Origin of the sequence: Hyphomonas sp. UBA4505, assembly GCF_002388685.1 — a bacterium.
Taxonomy (GTDB): domain Bacteria; phylum Pseudomonadota; class Alphaproteobacteria; order Caulobacterales; family Hyphomonadaceae; genus Hyphomonas.
The window spans coordinates 1,179,645-1,196,203 of sequence record NZ_DGMZ01000012.1; the positions used below are offsets into that span (position 1 = coordinate 1,179,645).

General features: G+C 61.4%; 17 protein-coding genes. 7 read left to right on the forward strand and 10 right to left on the reverse strand.

What is annotated here, in order from left to right:
- The first annotated feature begins 59 nt into the window (after positions 1-59).
- Positions 60-746, forward strand: a complete 687-nt coding sequence (locus tag B3527_RS14935; RefSeq protein WP_290480377.1) for a hypothetical protein — start codon at positions 60-62, stop codon at positions 744-746.
- A 19-nt stretch (positions 747-765) separates the two neighbouring features.
- Here B3527_RS14935 and B3527_RS14940 read toward each other — a convergent pair whose 3' ends face one another.
- A complete protein-coding gene (locus tag B3527_RS14940; protein ID WP_290480378.1) occupies positions 766-2,001 on the reverse strand; it encodes an argininosuccinate synthase in 1,236 nt (411 codons plus the stop codon).
- A gap of 216 nt (positions 2,002-2,217) precedes the next feature.
- On the opposite strand from B3527_RS14940, the gene B3527_RS14945 reads away from it, so the two are divergent.
- Complete coding sequence (locus tag B3527_RS14945) at positions 2,218-4,008, forward strand: hypothetical protein (RefSeq protein ID WP_290480379.1); 1,791 nt, start codon at positions 2,218-2,220, stop codon at positions 4,006-4,008.
- Here the strand turns inward: B3527_RS14945 and B3527_RS14950 are convergent.
- On the reverse strand, positions 3,997-4,425 hold the full coding sequence (locus tag B3527_RS14950; RefSeq protein ID WP_084333537.1) for a DUF4112 domain-containing protein: 429 nt from the start codon (positions 4,423-4,425) through the stop codon (positions 3,997-3,999). The genes B3527_RS14945 and B3527_RS14950 overlap by 12 nt on opposite strands.
- A 66-nt stretch (positions 4,426-4,491) precedes the next feature.
- On the opposite strand from B3527_RS14950, the gene B3527_RS14955 reads away from it, so the two are divergent.
- Complete coding sequence (locus tag B3527_RS14955) at positions 4,492-4,857, forward strand: DUF952 domain-containing protein (RefSeq protein ID WP_233347876.1); 366 nt, start codon at positions 4,492-4,494, stop codon at positions 4,855-4,857.
- On the forward strand, positions 4,844-5,896 hold the full coding sequence (locus B3527_RS14960) for a quinone-dependent dihydroorotate dehydrogenase (protein ID WP_290481253.1): 1,053 nt from the start codon (positions 4,844-4,846) through the stop codon (positions 5,894-5,896). The genes B3527_RS14955 and B3527_RS14960 overlap by 14 nt, the downstream gene beginning before the upstream one ends.
- Here B3527_RS14960 and B3527_RS14965 read toward each other — a convergent pair.
- From B3527_RS14965 to B3527_RS14980, 4 genes are all read right to left on the reverse strand, one after another.
- Positions 5,859-7,163 carry an MATE family efflux transporter gene (locus B3527_RS14965; protein ID WP_290480381.1) on the reverse strand — a complete coding sequence of 435 codons (1,305 nt, stop codon included), beginning with the start codon at positions 7,161-7,163 and terminating at the stop codon, positions 5,859-5,861. The genes B3527_RS14960 and B3527_RS14965 overlap by 38 nt on opposite strands.
- A 39-nt stretch (positions 7,164-7,202) precedes the next feature.
- Positions 7,203-7,937, reverse strand: coding sequence for a phosphatase PAP2 family protein (locus tag B3527_RS14970; RefSeq protein ID WP_206991885.1), 735 nt, complete (start codon positions 7,935-7,937; stop codon positions 7,203-7,205).
- A 38-nt stretch (positions 7,938-7,975) separates the two neighbouring features.
- Positions 7,976-8,617 (reverse strand): DUF937 domain-containing protein, encoded by a 642-nt coding sequence (locus tag B3527_RS14975; RefSeq protein WP_206991886.1) that lies wholly within the window; start codon positions 8,615-8,617, stop codon positions 7,976-7,978.
- A 103-nt stretch (positions 8,618-8,720) separates the two neighbouring features.
- The gene (locus tag B3527_RS14980) at positions 8,721-10,034 is read right to left on the reverse strand and encodes a dicarboxylate/amino acid:cation symporter (protein WP_290480382.1); all 1,314 of its coding nucleotides are present in this window, start codon (positions 10,032-10,034) and stop codon (positions 8,721-8,723) included.
- Positions 10,035-10,152: 118 nt separating this feature from the next.
- On the opposite strand from B3527_RS14980, the gene hrpB reads away from it, so the two are divergent.
- Together hrpB and B3527_RS14990 are read left to right on the forward strand one after the other, a co-directional pair.
- Positions 10,153-12,594 (forward strand): ATP-dependent helicase HrpB, encoded by a 2,442-nt coding sequence (gene hrpB / locus B3527_RS14985; protein WP_290480383.1) that lies wholly within the window; start codon positions 10,153-10,155, stop codon positions 12,592-12,594.
- 56 nt (positions 12,595-12,650) lie between these two features.
- On the forward strand, positions 12,651-13,121 hold the full coding sequence (locus tag B3527_RS14990) for an OmpA family protein (RefSeq protein WP_290480384.1): 471 nt from the start codon (positions 12,651-12,653) through the stop codon (positions 13,119-13,121).
- A gap of 6 nt (positions 13,122-13,127) precedes the next feature.
- On the opposite strand, the gene B3527_RS14995 is transcribed toward B3527_RS14990, so the two are convergent.
- A complete protein-coding gene (locus tag B3527_RS14995) occupies positions 13,128-13,556 on the reverse strand; it encodes a hypothetical protein (protein ID WP_206991890.1) in 429 nt (142 codons plus the stop codon).
- 49 nt (positions 13,557-13,605) lie between these two features.
- Positions 13,606-14,235 (reverse strand): pseudouridine synthase, encoded by a 630-nt coding sequence (locus B3527_RS15000; protein WP_290480385.1) that lies wholly within the window; start codon positions 14,233-14,235, stop codon positions 13,606-13,608.
- A 123-nt stretch (positions 14,236-14,358) separates the two neighbouring features.
- On the opposite strand from B3527_RS15000, the gene B3527_RS15005 reads away from it, so the two are divergent.
- On the forward strand, positions 14,359-14,499 hold the full coding sequence (locus tag B3527_RS15005; RefSeq protein WP_198019834.1) for a hypothetical protein: 141 nt from the start codon (positions 14,359-14,361) through the stop codon (positions 14,497-14,499).
- Between the two features lie 76 nt (positions 14,500-14,575).
- Here the strand turns inward: B3527_RS15005 and B3527_RS15010 are convergent, their stop codons facing one another.
- Both B3527_RS15010 and B3527_RS15015 read right to left on the reverse strand, forming a co-directional pair.
- A complete protein-coding gene (locus tag B3527_RS15010; RefSeq protein WP_290480386.1) occupies positions 14,576-15,058 on the reverse strand; it encodes a hypothetical protein in 483 nt (160 codons plus the stop codon).
- Positions 15,059-15,130: 72 nt separating this feature from the next.
- On the reverse strand, positions 15,131-16,558 hold the full coding sequence (locus B3527_RS15015) for a sensor histidine kinase (RefSeq protein ID WP_290480387.1): 1,428 nt from the start codon (positions 16,556-16,558) through the stop codon (positions 15,131-15,133).
- Position 16,559 lies beyond the last annotated feature (1 nt).

Below are 16,559 nucleotides of genomic sequence, written 5' to 3' on the forward strand. Positions count from 1 at the left end.
AATGGAGGTAGATGATGCGTTGCGTGAGGCAAATTTTGATATCTACGAATGTTTTCGCGATGATCTGGTCGGTACGTCAGTCGGGTGAAGAATCCGAGGACCAGATTCTTCGACGAATACTCGCTGACTTTGTCAGTGATCCCAGAGCAAACTTGAAGAATGAGCAAACCGTAGGCATCATGGACCGAAGAAATGAAGTGCATTTCTCCGAAGGTTTTGAAGTTTTTCGGAACATGGCCGGAAAAGAAGTCTGTGCTGTTGTGCAAGGCGGGGAATGGTGGATCAAAGGGACCCAAACCAGAGCGGCTAGTCTAAACGGGTTAAGTCGAGCACTTTCTCGGAACAACGAAAATGCTTGGCAGGTATGGTTTTACCTAGACGACCACGGAAAGCGCGTTCCAGTTTCGTCGCTGCGGCCGAGGAAAAAAAGATCCTTAAGTAGGGGCGACCGTCCCATGATGGAAAAGTCGAGGCCTACACTTCCGACAGTCCGTTGGTGCGATGATGTTCGAGAAGCGCTTCGCGTCTTGGGTGGAACGGCTCGTTTGGATGACATATACGTGACTGTAGAAAAACAGCGTTCGCAAGCCGGGCGATCAACACCGACTTCACTGCCTGCCGTAGTTCGCAAAGAACTTGAGCAAAGATCCTCCGATTCAGAAGCCTTTTTAGGTGGAGATGATTGGTTCAAGATCGCCGGTGAAAAAGGGGAAGGAATCTGGTCTTTGCGGTTCCATTCAGATTAGAACAACCAAAGGCTGGTGCCTAATTCTTCCCGAACTTCCGGTCCCGCCCCGCCAAGAGCCTTAGCCGCAGCGCGTTCAGCTTGATGAAGCCTTCGGCATCTTTCTGGTCGTAGGCGCCGTGGTCGTCTTCGAAGGTGACAATGTCTTCCCGGTACAGAGAATAGGGGCTGGAGCGACCGGTGAGGTAGGCCTGACCCTTATAGAGTTTCAGCGTCACTTCGCCCGTCACCCAGCGCTGGGAATGGTCGATGGCGGCCTGCAGCATTTCGCGCTCCGGGCTCCACCAGAAGCCATTATAGATCAGCTCCGCATAGCGCGGCATCAGTTCGTCTTTCAGATGGGCCGCGCCCTTGTCGAGCGTGGCCTGTTCGATGCCGCGATGCGCGGTCAGCAGGATGGTGCCGCCGGGCGTCTCATAGATGCCGCGGGACTTCATGCCGACGAAACGGTTTTCGAGCAGGTCCAGCCGGCCAATGCCGTGCTTCTTGCCATAGGCGTTCAGCGCGGTGAGCAGCGTGGCGGGGGACATCTCTTCCCCATTGATGGAAACGGCGTCGCCGCGCTCAAAGCCGATCGTGATGATCTCGGCTTCGTCAGGGGCGTCTTCCGGGCTGATCGTCCGCATGTGGACGAATTCCGGCGCAGGCTCGGCCGGGTCTTCCAGCACTTTGCCTTCGGAGGAGGAGTGCAGCAGGTTCGCATCGACGGAGAAGGGGGCCTCGCCGCGCTTGTCCTTGGTGATCTCGATGCCGTGCTGTTCGGCGAAGGCGAGCAAATCTGTGCGGGATTTGAAATCCCAGTCGCGCCACGGAGCGATGACCTTGATGTCGGGGTTCAGGCCGTAATAGCCCAGCTCGAAGCGGACCTGGTCATTGCCCTTGCCGGTTGCGCCATGACAGACCGCGTCTGCGCCGACCATGTCGGCAATCTCGATCTGGCGTTTGGAGATCAGCGGGCGGGCAATCGAGGTGCCGAGCAGGTAGACGCCTTCATAGACGGCATTGGCGCGGAACATCGGGAAGACGAAGTCGCGGACGAATTCCTCGCGCACGTCTTCGATGAAGATGTTCTCCGGCTTCACCCCGGCGGCGAGCGCCTTGGCACGGGCCGGCTCCAGCTCCTCGCCCTGTCCGAGGTCTGCGGTGAAGGTGACGACTTCGGCGCCGAATTCCGTCTGCAGCCATTTCAGGATGATCGACGTGTCCAGTCCGCCGGAATAGGCGAGCACGACTTTTTTCGGAGCGGAAACGGACATGAATTTGTACCTTGTTCGGGGACCTGCTGATTGCGGGGATGCAATAGGAGGGAAAGCCCGCGATTACAAGCGTTGCGCCGGGACCGGGCGTTCACGAGAGTCTCACAAGACTCTTTGGCGGAAGGGATAGTTTGATCCCGGTTAACGCGATATAGTCGGGCCGTTAAGGTTAAGGTAGGCAGCTGGGGGTTAGATAGGGTCATGCTTGAGACGCACATGACAGATCGGCGCGAGCCCGTTTCCGTACTTCCCGAAGCCCTTCGCCGTGCCGTCCTGGACTGCACGGACACGCGCGCCGATGCGCCGCGCCAGAGTGTGGCGGAGGCCTCTTTCCGCGACCGGCTTGAAGCGCGCCGCGCGGTGCGGACCCAGTCCACGCTGGCCATCACATCCGGCATTCATTATCCAACACTGGACGCAGGCCGTAACCGCCCCGCGCCGATGCGGGCGGCCAAGCCGAAACGGCCTGTGAATGCGGTTGCCGAGCCGCAGATGCGTGTCACGCCGATATTGATGCGGGCCGTGTCGTCCATGGGCGGCGCATTGCCTGCGATCACGCTGTCGAATGGGCTGACCCTCGGCGGCGGAGACGGCGATGATGCGTCCGGCATGGGCGCGCGCATGGCCAAGCTGTCGCAGATCATGTTTGCGGGTCTTGCCGTGCTCGGCTTTGCGGGCCTGTCTTTCATGGCGGCTGACAATGCGCTGAACGGCGCTGACGGGGCCGATGGCGACGAGGATGCCGCCGCGGCTGCTGAAACACATGCCGCGCTGAAAGCGGCAACCAGCCAGCGGATCACGTCCAGCCAGGCGTCTGCACTCGCTATGGCGAGCGCCTCCGCGCCCGCCGATGGCACGGCCCAGCCCTGGTTCGACTACAAAGCCATCGCCTCTGACATTGCCGCACGCAATGAAGTGCATAGTGAAGCCCAGCGCGTTGCCGCTGTGGCCGCCTCTGCTGAAGCAGAACGCCGCGCGGCTGCGGCCATTGCCGAGGCGGAAGCGCAACAGCTTGCCGAAGAACAGCGCCTTGCGCGTCTTGCCGAAGCGACACGGCTTGCAGATGCCACTGCCGAGAAGCGCCGCCTTGCCGAGGAAGAAGCCGCACGGGTGGCGCGCATGGAAGCGATCCGCCAGGCCAAACTGGACGCAGAGCAAGCTGCAGCTGCGCGCGCCGAGGCGACGCGCCTTGCCGAACTGGAAGCGCGCCGCATCGCGCATGCCGAGACCGAAGCCCTGAGGCTCGCCAATATTGAAGCTGACCGTCTTGCCGAGGCGCGCCGGGTGGCTGCTGCGGAAGTGCAGGCGCTGCGCGCACCGGTTCAGTATGTGTCGATGGCGAATGCGGTCAGCTTGCCGGTGGCGCCAACGCCGCAGGTCAAGCCGCTGGTCCGCACACCCAAGGCCAAGCCCGTGGCGACCTGGGCAGCGTATAGTGGCCCAATGCCAACCACGGCCTCGCTGAAACTGTCAAAGCCCCTTGTCCTGGTTGCGCAGACACCCGTCGAGCGTGCTGCGCCGCCCGCCCTCAAGCCCAATGGCGCGCATGTTCGCGCCTTTGACCGTCCGCAACCGGTTCGACAAGCCTCTCAAAAGGTCGAAGCCTTCATGGCCGAGCGGGTGCAGCGCACCGCTGATGCGCCCGTATCCGCGGCGGCCCTCGAAACCTTGCAGGCTGAATTCCTGTCCATCGTGAACTCCGCGCAGGATGGCGCGGTTTCCACGATTGCGTTGCCACAAGGCGGCCAGATCGAGATTACGGTCGAGCAGACGACCATGCGCGAAGCGAGCCGGCCTGTGCTGAAGACGGTGAGTTATTCGGTCAGCGAATATAATGCTGTGCAGCGTTCGGTGACGGCGCAGGTGGATCGCAGTGTTGCCCTGACGTGCCGGGATATTTCCTATGTCATTCCGGGCAAGGAGCGCGGGCGGTTCGCGGCATGCGAGTCGGGCAAGGGCGAGTGGCTGATCTCGCGGGCGAGTGAAGAGTCCAAATCAAGCATCTAGGCGTTTGGCCATGTCCTTGTGATGGCGCTTGGCGCGCTTGATCAGGTGTTTCTCCACCACGCGGAAATTCTTGCGGTGTGACCGGAAGAAGAAGTCGAATACGTCGCCCGCCAGTGGGACAGAGCCGAGGACCACGTCGACGACCAGATTCCAGATAATGTGTATGTGCGCCGTGATGGGCAGTTTCAGCCGGGCCGCGGTGCCGAGGGCATAAAGGCCAGCTGCGCCAGTGACAGCATCGCCTGCGACGGGGATAATGCCGAGCAGGGAATCGAGACCAAACGGCACGCCGGCAATCCTGAAGCGCGTATCCATTAAGTCAGAGAACCGGTCGAAGCCGGCGATCTCGTCGGCGACAGTGCGCCCATTGGGCAGGTGCAGCGATTCTGCTTCTTCCTGGCTGATCCGTGATGGCATGTCATTTGTCCCCTTATTCCAGTGTCACAGTGACCCAATATTGCGCCGCGCGTCAAAGCCTGTTGAATGGCGCGTATGGATGATACGCATGTCTACAAATTGCTGACCGACGACCAATGGCGTGCTGCCGAGGCCTCCGGGGTGACCAATGTGCCGCTGGACCGTGACGATGGTTATGTGCATCTGTCCACGGCGGCGCAGGTCGGCGAAACGGCGGACAAGTATTTCAAGGGTCTCAAGGACGTGCGGCTGGTCCGCTTTCCCGTGGACCGTTTGCCGCCACTCAAATGGGAAACGAGCCGGGGTGGGCAATTGTTCCCGCACCTCTACGGGCGGTTGCAGATTGCCAAGGCCGATGCGGTTTGGCGGCTTGCGCGTGCAGAGAATGGCGCCCCGCTCATGCCAGAGGATTTGAATGATGAGCCTGACTGATCTTGGCGTTGCCGTAATCAAGCTGTTGCCGCCGGAAGCGGCGCACACAACAACGATCCGTCTTCTGAAGGAGCGCCTGGGCGTGCCGGTCAATCCGCCGGCAACCCATCCGACGCTCGCAGTTAAGCTGCCGAAATCAGGACTCGTCCTGTCCGGGCCGGTGGGTCTTGCCGCGGGATTCGACAAGAATTGCGACGTGCCGACCGCCATGTCGAAATTTGGCTTCGGCTTTGTAGAGTGCGGGACCGTCACGCCGAAGCCCCAGGCGGGAAATCCGAAGCCGCGCCTGTTTCGCCTAAGCGCTGACAAGGCCGTCATCAACCGGATGGGGTTCAACAATGCAGGTCTCGACAATTTCGTCGCGAACCTCAAAGTGTATTCCGGTGCCGTGCCACTCGGCGCGAATGTCGGGGCGAACAAGGAGAGTGACGACCGAATTGCGGATTATGTGCGCGGTGTCGAGTCCGTTGCGCCCCATGCGGACTATATCACGGTCAATATTTCCTCGCCCAATACACCGGGCCTGCGCGGCTTGCAGGACAAGGCATCGCTCGAAGCTTTGCTGATGGCGTGCGGTGCGGCTGAGCGTGCGGGCAAGCCAGTCTTCCTGAAAGTGGCGCCGGATCTCGACCCGGAAGCCATTACAGATATCTGCGGCGTTGTGCGCGGACCGGGCGCATGGCTGTCCGGCCTGATCGTTTCCAACACGACGATTGCGCGACCGGACAGCCTGAAGAGTGCTGACAAGGGTGAGGCGGGGGGCCTATCTGGCGCGCCCCTCATGAAGCCCTCCACGGACGTGCTGGCAAGTTTCGCGCGTGAACTGAAGGATGAGTTTGATCTGATCGGGGCAGGCGGCATAGCCAGCGGGGCCGATGCGTATCGCAAGATTCGGGCAGGGGCCCATGCGGTCCAGCTTTATTCTGCGATGATCTATGAAGGGCCCGGTCTGGCCGAACAGATCAATCGCGAACTTGTCCGCCTGTTACAGGCGGACGGTTTCACGACGCTGGCTGATGCGGTCGGGAAAGATCTCTGAACAGGCGCGGCACATAGGCGCCAAGCGCAGCCGCACGAAACACATACATTGTCAGAAAAGCTGCCCAGACACCGGTATTGCCCCAGGCCGGACGCAGCAGCATGTCGGCGCCGAGATAGAGCACAGCTGAGATGACTCCCGCATTCCGCAGGGCGCGGCCTTGGGTCGTGCCAAGGAAAAGCCCGTCCAGCTGCCACGCAGCGATGCCGAGCAGGGGGACAGCGGCGCACCACGGAAGATAGGCCAGCGTTGCGGCGCGCGCCTCTGGATCACGAATGAAGGTTTCGATCACCCAGCCGCCGCCGAAAAGATAAAGCAGCGAGATCGCTGCGCCGGAGATAAGGGCGAACTCTGTTGTCAGGCGCATGGCCCGGGCAAGCCGTTTGCCGTCGCGCGCGCCATAGGCTTCGCCAGCTTCTTTCTCCGCCACGAAGGCAAATCCGTCCAATACAAAGGCGGCGACGGTAATGAACTGGAGCAAGACTTCATTGCCGGCCGTCACCGCAGTGGAGATCAGCGTGCCGGAGCGGACAAACCAGGCAAAGCAGAAGACCAGCGCCAATGTGCGGATCATGATGTCGCGATTGGCCGCAAACGGCGCGGTGAGCTTGTCCCGGTCCAGCAGGCGGGCATGGCCGCGGAAGGCAGGCGCGACAAGGATAAGGCCGAAGATCAGCGCGACCCATTCAGCGATGGCTGTGCCTGCGCCAATCCCGGTCGGCCCCCAATCGAGGCCTGCGACGAACCAGGCATCCAGCCCGGCATTGGTGCCATTCATCACGATCTGGAAGGCGAGCATCTGGCCGGTCTTGCCAGTGCCGAGCATCCAGCCGGTGACGGCGAGGCCCATCAGATATGCGGGCGCGCCCCAGATGCGTGCATTGAAATAGCCCTTGGCAAGGGACTCGACGGTCTGAGTCCCTTCGAAGGCCGCGAACGTGCCTATCTTCAGAAGAGGAGAGAGCAGGAAAAGCGCCACTCCGATCGCGCCACCCAGCATGAGTGCGCGCAGGAGGATGGCGCGGGATTCGGCTGTGTCGTGCTGGCCATTGGCCTGCGCCGTCAGGCCTGTGGTCGACATGCGCAGGAAGCCGAAGCCCCAATAGATGAAACTGTAGGCCACAGCCGCGATGGCGACGGCAGCCAGATCTGCCTTGTCCCCGAACCGGCCCATGATGGCCGTATCAACGACGCCCGTCGTGGCGGTCGCGGCTTGCGCCAGAATGATCGGCACGGCGAGGGAAATGACTTTTCCGCGGGTCAGCATGACCGCCCGCTTAGCGTGATTGCCGGGTGGGGGCGAGGCCTATTCCGGGTGCAGCGCTGTATAGAGTTCACGCGCCTCAGGCAGCGCTATCAGGAGATAGAGCGGGAAGGCAGCGGTGATCAGGATCAATACAACAGGCACGAAGCGTGCGGCTTCGGGCAGGCGCAGCTCGTCCTGAATGGCCGACACGCATGTCAGCATCAGGCTTGCGAGGGCCAGCCCGGCAAGCGTGTCGCTCGGCCAGTGCGCACCAAGATAGATTCGAGAGACGGCGATCATGATGGCGAGCACACCAAAGGCCAAGGCGAGGAGACGGCCGGGAAGCTTGCGGAATACGGCCAGCGCGAGCAGGGCCAATGCGCCATAGATGAGCGCTGAATTGGTGGCATGCCCGCTCGGAAAGCTGAAGGATTCAACGCCGCCATAGAGATCGACTGTGGGTCGGGGACGGGCGATCGTCATCTTCAGAAATTTCACGATGAGCGGCATCAGTGTGAAGGCCGTGCCAAAGAGCAGGGCTTCGCGCCACGCCTTTGCAGCCAGCAGGGCCAACACGGTCGTGAAGGCCACGAAGACAAGAAAGCGAGTGTTCCCGAGCGCCGTGACGGCGAGCATCAGCAGGTTCAGTGTTTCGGTGCGAAGGGCGGGCACTGCGTCCGTGATGGCACGATCAAACGCCTCAAGCGGCCAGAGGCCGGCCTCGCCCAAGGCGAGACCGGCGAATACAAGCAGGCTGAGACTGGCGCACAGCCATTGCGTTCGGGAAAAATGCATGAGGCTTGAATGCCTCACACATCATCCGGTTCCAAGCCCTAGCGGCGGTTCATCACCATCTGGAATATATCGTCCACGGCATTGCCGTCGCCATCTGCATCGAGAAGGCCGCCGAGCATACCCATCGCGCCGGTCTGGGCCTGAGCCTTGGATTGTCCTCCCAGAAGGCCGCCCAGCAATCCGCCGATACCGCCTTGCGCAGGTTGAGGCTGCTGGCCGCTCAACATGCCGGCAAGTGCGCCCGCCATGTCAGGCTTCTTGGTCTGCTTGGAAAGCGAGGCCATTGCCATGGACGCAACCATGGGCAAGACGGATTTCAGGACCTGTTCGCTGAGGCCGGTTTTCTGGGCAGCCTGCGCGGCGACCGCTCGGCTGGTGTCCTTCGACCCGAGCAAATGGCCGAGAATGGCATTGCCATCGGCGATGGCGTTCGGTTGAGCCAGAGATTCCGGCTGGTCGAGATATTGCTCATGCTGGCCGTTCTGCAGCGCGCCGAGCAGGGATTGAAGCCCGCCGGGCTGTTGGACATTACGCTGAAGACCACCGGCGATGGCTGGCAACAGGGCCTTGATAGCCGCTTGCGCCATGTCCGGCTGCAGGCCAGTCTGCTGCCCTACCTGTTGTACGGCAGCGCCATTATTCGTTTGTGTCAGCATGTCAAAAAGGTTGATCCCAGCCATTCCCGTCTCCGTTCAGATTTAACTTGGGTTATACGTAACAATCGATTGTTGAACGCAAGATGACTGGACGGGTGGGAATGTCAGCTGGGTTGAAAAGCGCAGTCTATACCGGGTCACGGGCGCGGAATATTTCTTCGTCCAGTTCGCCCTCCCATTTCGCCACCGCCGTCGCAACGGTGAGATCGCCCGTCACATTGGTGACGGTGCGCATCATGTCGAGGATGCGGTCGAACGGGAACAGGACGGCGATGACGACCACAATCTGTTCCGGCGTGGCCCCGATCACGCTGAGCGTAGTGGCGGCAAGGAACAGGCTGACCGAGGGAATGCCGGCTGTGCCGATCGAGACGAGCGTCGCCATCAGGATGATGGTGAGATACATGCCGGCCGTCATGGGCGTGCCCATGGCCTGGGCCGCGAACAGGGCAATCACGCCCTGATAGAGTGCGGTGCCGTCCATGTTGATCGTCGCGCCGAGCGGCAGGACGGAAGAGGCGACCGGCTTGCCAATGCCCAGGTTTTCCCGCGCACAGGAAATCGTCATGGGCAGTGTGGCATTCGAGGAAGATGTCGAGAAGGCGACGGCCTGCGCGTCGACCGCGCCGCGGAAGAAGGGGATCAGGGGCAGGCGTAAGCCGCCCCGAATGATCAGGCCATATGTGATCAAGATGTGCAGGATACAGGCGAGATAATGGGTGAGCGTCAGCTTGCCGAGGAAGACAAGAATGTCGAGGCCGCGCTCGCCAAGCACCCAGGCCATCAGGGCGAAGACGCCGAATGGTGCTGTTTCCATGACGATCAGCGTCAGCTTCATGACGGCTTCAGCCGCGCTGTTGATGACATTTGCGAGTGGCTTGCCGGCTTCGCCCGTCATCAGGATGCCGATGCCGAGCATGATGGCGAAGAAGATGATCTGCAGCACGTCGCCATTGGTCAGGGCTGCGACCGGATTGGTCGGGATGATGGAGAGCAGCGTATTCATCAGCTGTTCGCCGATGCTGCCCGGTTGCGGGTTTGCATCGAGCCGGGCTTTGGCCTCGGCAATGTCAGCCGCTGAGGCAATCGAGAGATCAAAGCCCGCGCCGGGCTGGATCAACGTGCCCATGAGCAGGCCGAAACTGACGGCAATGACCGTGGTGCCCATATACATGAGCAGGGCGCGCCCGCCGAGGCTGCCGAGCTTTTTGGGATCACCCATGGCCAGCACGCCGGACAGCAGCGTGGTGAAGATCAGCGGGACAACCAGCATCTTGATGAGGTTGATGAAGGCATCGCCAATAGGCTTGGCCCAGGTGGAGACATTGGCGCTGGCGGCTTCCGGGCCGAGCCCATAGCGAAGGCCAAGGCCGACGAGCGCGCCCAGAACCAGACCTGCGATCACCCGTTTCCAGAGATCAATGCCAAACCACCATTTCATAAGCTGCTCCTGCCCCGTCTGTAGCGCCCGACGGTACGGCGCGCTGCCGGGGAAGGCAATCGCGCGGTGCGCATTCCTGCAGCTTGCCAGTCGGATGATGAAAAGCCTATCAGGCAGGATGCAGTCTTCCCTGCCCTACTTGCCGATTGATGATGTGCTGGCCGAAATCTGCGCGGGCCTGCGCGACCATGCGCGGCTTGTGCTCGCGGCGCCGCCCGGCGCAGGCAAGACGACGCGCGTGCCCCTGGCGCTGGCGGGCCTGCTCGGCGAAGCCCCCATCATTGAAGGCAAGATCATCATGCTGGAGCCACGGCGCATTGCGGCGCGCATGGCGGCGCAGCAAATGGCGAATTCTCTTGGAGAGAAGCTCGGCCAGTCGGTCGGCCTGACGACAAGGGTGGACCGAAAGGTGTCTGCGGCGACGCGGGTGGAGGTGATTACGGATGGCCTGTTCACGCGGCGCATCCTTTCCGACCCGGAATTGGCAGGCGTCGGCGCGGTGATTTTTGACGAATTCCACGAGCGTAGGCTGAATTCGGATTTGGGACTGACGCTGGCGATGGAAGCCCAGGGCGCTTTGCGCGACGATCTGAGAATCCTGATCATGTCGGCCACGCTCGATACGGAAAAGGTATCCAGCGTGCTCGGGGCTCCGGTCGTGGAGAGTCAGGGGCGGCAATATCCCGTGGAGTCGAAATATCTCGGCCGGTCGCAGGACCGGATCGAAGACCGTATGGCAGCTGCTGTGCGCAAGGCGCTGCGCGAAGAGGAGGGCTCGATCCTCGCCTTCCTGCCCGGCGCGCGGGAAATCCAGCGAACGGCCGAACAGCTAGAGACCGTGCCTGACAAAGTGCGCGTGGCCCCTCTGTTCGGCGCATTGAGCCCGGCAGAGCAGGATGCGGCCGTGTCACCGGCGCCGGAAGGAATGCGCAAGATTGTGCTGGCGACGGATATTGCGGAGAGCGCGCTGACCATTGAAGGCGTGCGGATCGTGATCGATTCCGGCCTCTCGCGCGTGGCGGAAGAGGCCGCCGGCGGGCTGGGGACGCGTTTGTCCACCGTGAAGGCCTCGCGTGCGTCAGTTGATCAGCGTCGCGGCCGGGCGGGGCGATTGTCGCCGGGTGTCTGTTATCGGTTATGGGATGAGGCGGCGACGCGGGGCCTGATGGCCGCGCCGGTTCCGGAAATTCTGAAAAGTGATCTCTCCGGGCTCGTTCTCACCCTCGCGGAATGGGGCGAGCGAGACGCAACGCGTCTGACCTGGATGGATGCGCCGCCTGCTGGACGGCTGAAGGCGGCGCAGGAACTGCTCTCGACGTTAGGTGCCATTGATGAAACGGGCGCGTTGACGGTGCTTGGCTCTGAAATGGCCCGCCTGCCCTTGCCACCCCGGCTGGGTGCCCTGGTGGCGAGCGCGCCGAACGCGGAAGCGCGCGCGCTGGCCGCGGAGATTGCCGCTCTTGCCGGGGAGCGGGGCATGGGCGGAAATTCACCGGATCTGCGCGACCGGCTGGCCGGGTTCCGCCGCGATGGCTCGCCGCGCGCCCGCAGCCTGAAGGCGCAGGCGAAAAGCTGGGGGAAGGGGGCTGCGCCGGGCGGGGATGTGGCGAAACTTCTGGCGCGCGCCTGGCCGGACCAGATTGCCCGCAAGCGCCCCGGCAGTGCGGGCAGCTACCTCATGGCGTCAGGGCGCGCAGCCATGCTGCCGGAGACCGAATCGCTGGCGAAGCAGGATTGGCTGGTGATTGCAGACCTTGGCGGCGCAGCGAAAGAGGCGCGGATTTCGCTGGCCGCGCCGATTTCAGAGGCGGACGCGCTGGAAATTGGCGGCATCGTCTCCGAAGACCGGGCCAGCTTCGACCCAAAGACCGGAAAATTTGCCGCGCGGCGGGTGAAGGCGCTCGGCGCGATCATCCTGTCGGAAAGTCCGCTGCCAAAGCCGAGCCCGACTGTGGCCGCCCGCGCGATGCTTGAGGCAATTGCGGAAGAGGGCTTCGAAGCCATCGGCGCAGGCGATGTGGTGCGCGAAACACTGGCCCGGATTGCAATGCTTGAAACAGCCGGGTGCTTGGATGAAACGGGTTGGAACACAGTGAAACTGGTTGAGACGGCAAGCGACTGGTTGTTCCCCCTGTTGAAACGGAAAGGTGCGCAGGTGCCTGCGCCCCATGCGGTGCGCGAAGCCCTGATCGCCTCGCTCGACTGGCAGGTGCAGGAAGCGCTGCGCAAGGAGGCGCCGCTCAGCCTGTCGCTGCCGTCCGGCCAGACGGCGCAGGTCGATTATCTCGATGATCGCGCGCCGCTCATATCTGCGCGGGCGCAGGCTTTTTATGGGTTGGGTGACCACCCGAAACTGGCTTCGGGGCGGGTGCCGGTAACCGTGGAAATGCTATCGCCGGGCATGAAGCCTGTCGCCACGACACAGGATCTCGGCCGGTTCTGGGGAGTGGGCTATCTGGACATGGCCAAGGACATGCGCGGGCGGTATCCGAAGCATGACTGGCCGTCCGATCCGGCCTCCGCAAAGGCCCATGAAGGGCGCACAAAGAAAAGATTGTAAGGAACCGGGCGGGGGAGGTGGCGTTTCTGTTTGCATAGTCACTTATGGAGACGACCATGAAAATCGCCAGCCTGACAATGATTTCTGCCGCAATGGCAGCCCTGGCGGCCCAAGCAGAATTGCCCGCTCCGCCGCAGGAGCCGGTCACGTATGAAACGGCCCCCGCTGCCTGCGCTGTCGAGGAATTCACGATCTATTTCGAGCGGGGTGTTACCCAGCTTGGCGATCAGGCTGAAGCGGTTCTGGATGCTGTGGCTGCGGATTCAGCTCAGTGTGAATACTTCCGGATTGAAGTCGCCGGCCATGCAGATGCGACCGGTCCGGAAGACGTCAATCAGCGTGTTTCCGAGGACCGTGCCGAAGCTGTCATGGCTGCTCTGGAAGCCCGCCGGATTTCTGCTGAGCAGATTGGTGTCATGCCGAAAGGCGAGGCCAGCGCCTATGCGGCCAATGGCCTGGTCGAGCCGTTGAACCGGAAAGCGACGGTCCGTCTCGTTCCGGTTTCCGCGAACTCGCGGGATTCCTAGAAGTTCCTAATGAGGGCGGCTCTCGGCTGAGTCGCCCCATTCCATGCCCATATTCTTCTTCATCCAGTCTGCAAATGTTGCAGGCTTTTCGAGTGTCTTGGGGTCGAGTGTTCCGTAAGCGACGAGCGGACCATCGCGACCCTCAAGCCGGACGCCTTTGACGCGCTGTGTGCCTTCGGTCCAGTCGGCATGAGTGGAGGGATCGAGCAACAGCATGACCTGCTGGCCGCCTTTGCCCTCTTCATCCCGGCCAAAGACCAGGCCGTATACTTTCTCCCGACCGAACAGCCCATGGCTGGATGCCTGGCGTTTGCCGTCCAGCAGGACTTCATCCCAGAGCAGGTTCCGTCGCCATTGAAGGACGTGCATCTGCTCATCTTTCACGATCTTGATATCGACATGGTGCAGGGACAGGCGAACGATCTCGGCGTGCATGGCTAATCTCCAAATTATCGAAAAACGATAATGTCAATTATGCGCAGCGTCAAGGCGTCTCGAATGGGCAGGGGGATTGGTAGGTTACTGCCGCGTCGGTGCCCGGATGGCGGAAGATCAACTCGGTCGCGTGCAAGTGCAGCCGGGAGGTCATGTACAAGGCATCATCATGGGCATAGAGGTCATCGCCCAGGATTGGATGCCCCAGCGCGGCAAGATGGACGCGGAGCTGGTGAGTGCGTCCGGTGAGGGGTGTCAGCTGAACCCGTGCAGCTTGTGCGTGGCGCGTCAGGACCTGAAATCTGGTCTGGCTCGGCTTTCCTGTTTCATGGTCCACTTTCTGGCGAGGCCGGTTGGGCCAGTCATTCACAAGCGGCAAGTCAATCAGGCCGGCATCCTCGACGGGCGGCTGCCAAACATCGGCGAGGTAGGTCTTGTGCACACGACCTTGTTCAAATTCAGCGGACAATGCGCGCTGCACATGCTTGGATCTGGCAAACAGCAACAAGCCACTCGTCGACATGTCCAGGCGGTGGACGGTCAGCGCGTCGGGATAGGTTTGCTGGATACGTATGCGCGCGCAGTCGGCCTTCTCCGGACCACGCCCTGGAACAGAGAGCAGTTCGGCCGGTTTCTCCGCGACGATCAGCCAGTCATCGACATGAAGGATCGTCGGCATTTCGGCCGGGGGTGTGTAGGGGGATGTCAAACCAATCCTGCTCCGTTGGAACCAGACCCCCACACATACGTTTGCAGGGGGACGCCTTCGCTCTGGGGGCTGACTGATAAAGGAGTTATGGAAATGAAAAAGCCACTTATTGCAATTCTGTTCGGTCTTGGCGCATTCGGTCTCGCAGCCTGCGACACCAATGAGGGCCCTGCTGAAGAACTCGGTGAAGAAATTGACGACGCTGCAGACGAACTCGAAGACGAAACCAACTAGTCCGGTTTCTCTCGACAAAGAAAAGCCAGCCTTTCGGGGCTGGCTTTTTTTATGGGGCTGTTTTGGGCGGACGTTTCTAGCTGGAGCGCGCAGATGCGGCTGTTACCTCGGCTTTCTGGTGATTGACATTCTTGGCTTCCGCAAAACTCTTCGCATCCAGATCCATCACGTCGACGATTTCGCGCGTGATCGGGTTAAAGAGCGCGATGCGGTGGCCGAATCGCACGGTCTGGAGGTTCGGCTCTTTCAGGGAACCCTCGAGAATGATTGGAAACTCAGCACTCGTCGCAGGGACTTTTACAGGCAGTATCATGCCGGGAACGATGGAATCTTCCAGCGGCGATGCGCTAAGGCAGATGCCACGTTTCTCAATGCCAATCTCGCAGTCGCGCCCCTGAAGGGAGAAGTCGCGATCATAGATGGCAAAGTCGGCTTCCTGAAAATGATCCACCGGCGTCACGTCAGGCCGGGGCAGGCTCGGCTGTAGCACAACAGCCAGTCCTGCAGCGGCCGCAGCGCCTGTTGAAAATAAAGTAGAAACAATGGTTTCGGGGGTCATGGTGTCCATCCAGCTATCTGGTGGACCAATGCATTCACCCCGGCTTGGTTCCAGCAAATGTGTCGGGACGTGTCATTCGTGCGGCGCAAGTGTGAGGCGAAAGACCGAGCCCGCGGGGCCAGTTTCAGCCAAGACCAATTCGCCGCCCATGGCTCGCGCCAGCTCTCTAGCGATGACAAGCCCAAGTCCGCTGCCCGTTTGCCGGGTCGTGCCGGCAAACGGGGTGAACAGGTTCGCTGCGGCCTTCTCCGGCATGCCAGGACCCGTGTCGGAAAAGACGATTTCATTGGTCTCTAAGCTGACGAAGATGCGGGAAGGGTCAGACCCGGCCGCTGACATGGCTTCGGCGGCATTTCGGAGCAGGTTTGCGGCGATGCGATGCAGGTGGTCAGGATCGGCCATCACATGTTCCAGCATATGAACATTGTTGACGAACTCGACCGATGGCCAGGCGGCGAGCGCTTCGTCGGCGGCCTCATCGAGCGCCTGTCGCAATTCAACCTGCTCCAGTTCTGCCGGCTGGGGCGTCGCCTTGCCATAGTCCAGCGTTTCGGTTGCCAGTGTGATTGCGCGGGTGAGCGCGCGCTCGAGTCGGGGGGCAGCCTTCTGTACACGCACGTCGTCCGAGCGGGCCAGGGAATCCGAAACCAGCTGGGCTGATGCCAGTGAGTTGCGGAGATCATGGTTGATCTTGGCCACTGCGGTGCCAAGTTCGGCCAAGTGAGAGCGCTGCCGGAAGCTTTCAGCCACGGCGCTCTCCATGTCGGCCAGCGCATTCTGGGCCCTGCCGATTTCGTCGCGCCGTTTGGTGTGAGGCAGGCGACGGGTCCATGAGCCGGGATCCATCCTGAATTGTTCGACGCTCAGCGTAACCCGCTGCATGGGACGCACGACGAGGAGGTGGAGTAAGACATAGATGATCGTGGCGGCGGCAAGTGCGATCAGCAGGGAAAGAGCGGCAATGCGGCGTGCATAGGCCAACAGCGCGGATTTCATCGGTGCGTGCGGCATCAGAACTTCGATGACCCGGTCTTCGTTCACGCCCTGCGCGGTGACTACCAGCACACGGTCATCCGGTGCGAAGAACGCGCCAAACGTATTGGCGACGCGGTTCGTGGATGTTGCCTCTCGCAGGTCGAGCATATGCATGTCGCCATCCAGAGGCATTTGGGCTGGCAATAGCTGGAAACGCATGTCGTCTTCCATTTCGGTGACGGCCCAGACTTCGGCATATTTGAGGAGCTCTGCCGACAATTCTTCGGAAACCGATCGGTCCGGCGCAGCTTCGAGGGCGAGGGATGCGATCCGGGCGGCTTGAACGCGTTCGGTCAGCCAGCTCGTACGGAAACCGGATGCACTCGGCACAAAGATGAAGGCTTCGACGACCAGAATGGCGAGTATGGTCAGGCCAAACAATCGAAATGAGAGGCTGTCGAACCAGCGCGCCCCGGCGCGGGTTTTCGTCAGAGCCGGCGGGGGCAGGTCGGCGGTGTCGTTCACA

Coding starts and splice junctions, on each gene's coding strand:
- B3527_RS14940 (WP_290480378.1), bottom strand. CDS start 2,001: ATGTCCGTTTCCGCTCCGAAAAAAGTCGTGCTCGCCTATTCCGGCGGA.
- B3527_RS14995 (WP_206991890.1), bottom strand. CDS start 13,556: ATGCACGCCGAGATCGTTCGCCTGTCCCTGCACCATGTCGATATCAAG.
- B3527_RS15000 (WP_290480385.1), bottom strand. CDS start 14,235: ATGCCGACGATCCTTCATGTCGATGACTGGCTGATCGTCGCGGAGAAA.
- B3527_RS15005 (WP_198019834.1), top strand. CDS start 14,359: ATGAAAAAGCCACTTATTGCAATTCTGTTCGGTCTTGGCGCATTCGGT.
- B3527_RS14950 (WP_084333537.1), bottom strand. CDS start 4,425: ATGCCATCACGGATCAGCCAGGAAGAAGCAGAATCGCTGCACCTGCCC.
- B3527_RS15010 (WP_290480386.1), bottom strand. CDS start 15,058: ATGACCCCCGAAACCATTGTTTCTACTTTATTTTCAACAGGCGCTGCG.
- B3527_RS14980 (WP_290480382.1), bottom strand. CDS start 10,034: ATGAAATGGTGGTTTGGCATTGATCTCTGGAAACGGGTGATCGCAGGT.
- B3527_RS14990 (WP_290480384.1), top strand. CDS start 12,651: ATGAAAATCGCCAGCCTGACAATGATTTCTGCCGCAATGGCAGCCCTG.
- B3527_RS14935 (WP_290480377.1), top strand. CDS start 60: ATGATCTGGTCGGTACGTCAGTCGGGTGAAGAATCCGAGGACCAGATT.
- hrpB (WP_290480383.1), top strand. CDS start 10,153: ATGCAGTCTTCCCTGCCCTACTTGCCGATTGATGATGTGCTGGCCGAA.
- B3527_RS14975 (WP_206991886.1), bottom strand. CDS start 8,617: ATGGCTGGGATCAACCTTTTTGACATGCTGACACAAACGAATAATGGC.
- B3527_RS14965 (WP_290480381.1), bottom strand. CDS start 7,163: ATGCTGACCCGCGGAAAAGTCATTTCCCTCGCCGTGCCGATCATTCTG.
- B3527_RS14945 (WP_290480379.1), top strand. CDS start 2,218: ATGACAGATCGGCGCGAGCCCGTTTCCGTACTTCCCGAAGCCCTTCGC.
- B3527_RS14955 (WP_233347876.1), top strand. CDS start 4,492: ATGGCGCGTATGGATGATACGCATGTCTACAAATTGCTGACCGACGAC.
- B3527_RS14970 (WP_206991885.1), bottom strand. CDS start 7,937: ATGCATTTTTCCCGAACGCAATGGCTGTGCGCCAGTCTCAGCCTGCTT.
- B3527_RS14960 (WP_290481253.1), top strand. CDS start 4,844: ATGAGCCTGACTGATCTTGGCGTTGCCGTAATCAAGCTGTTGCCGCCG.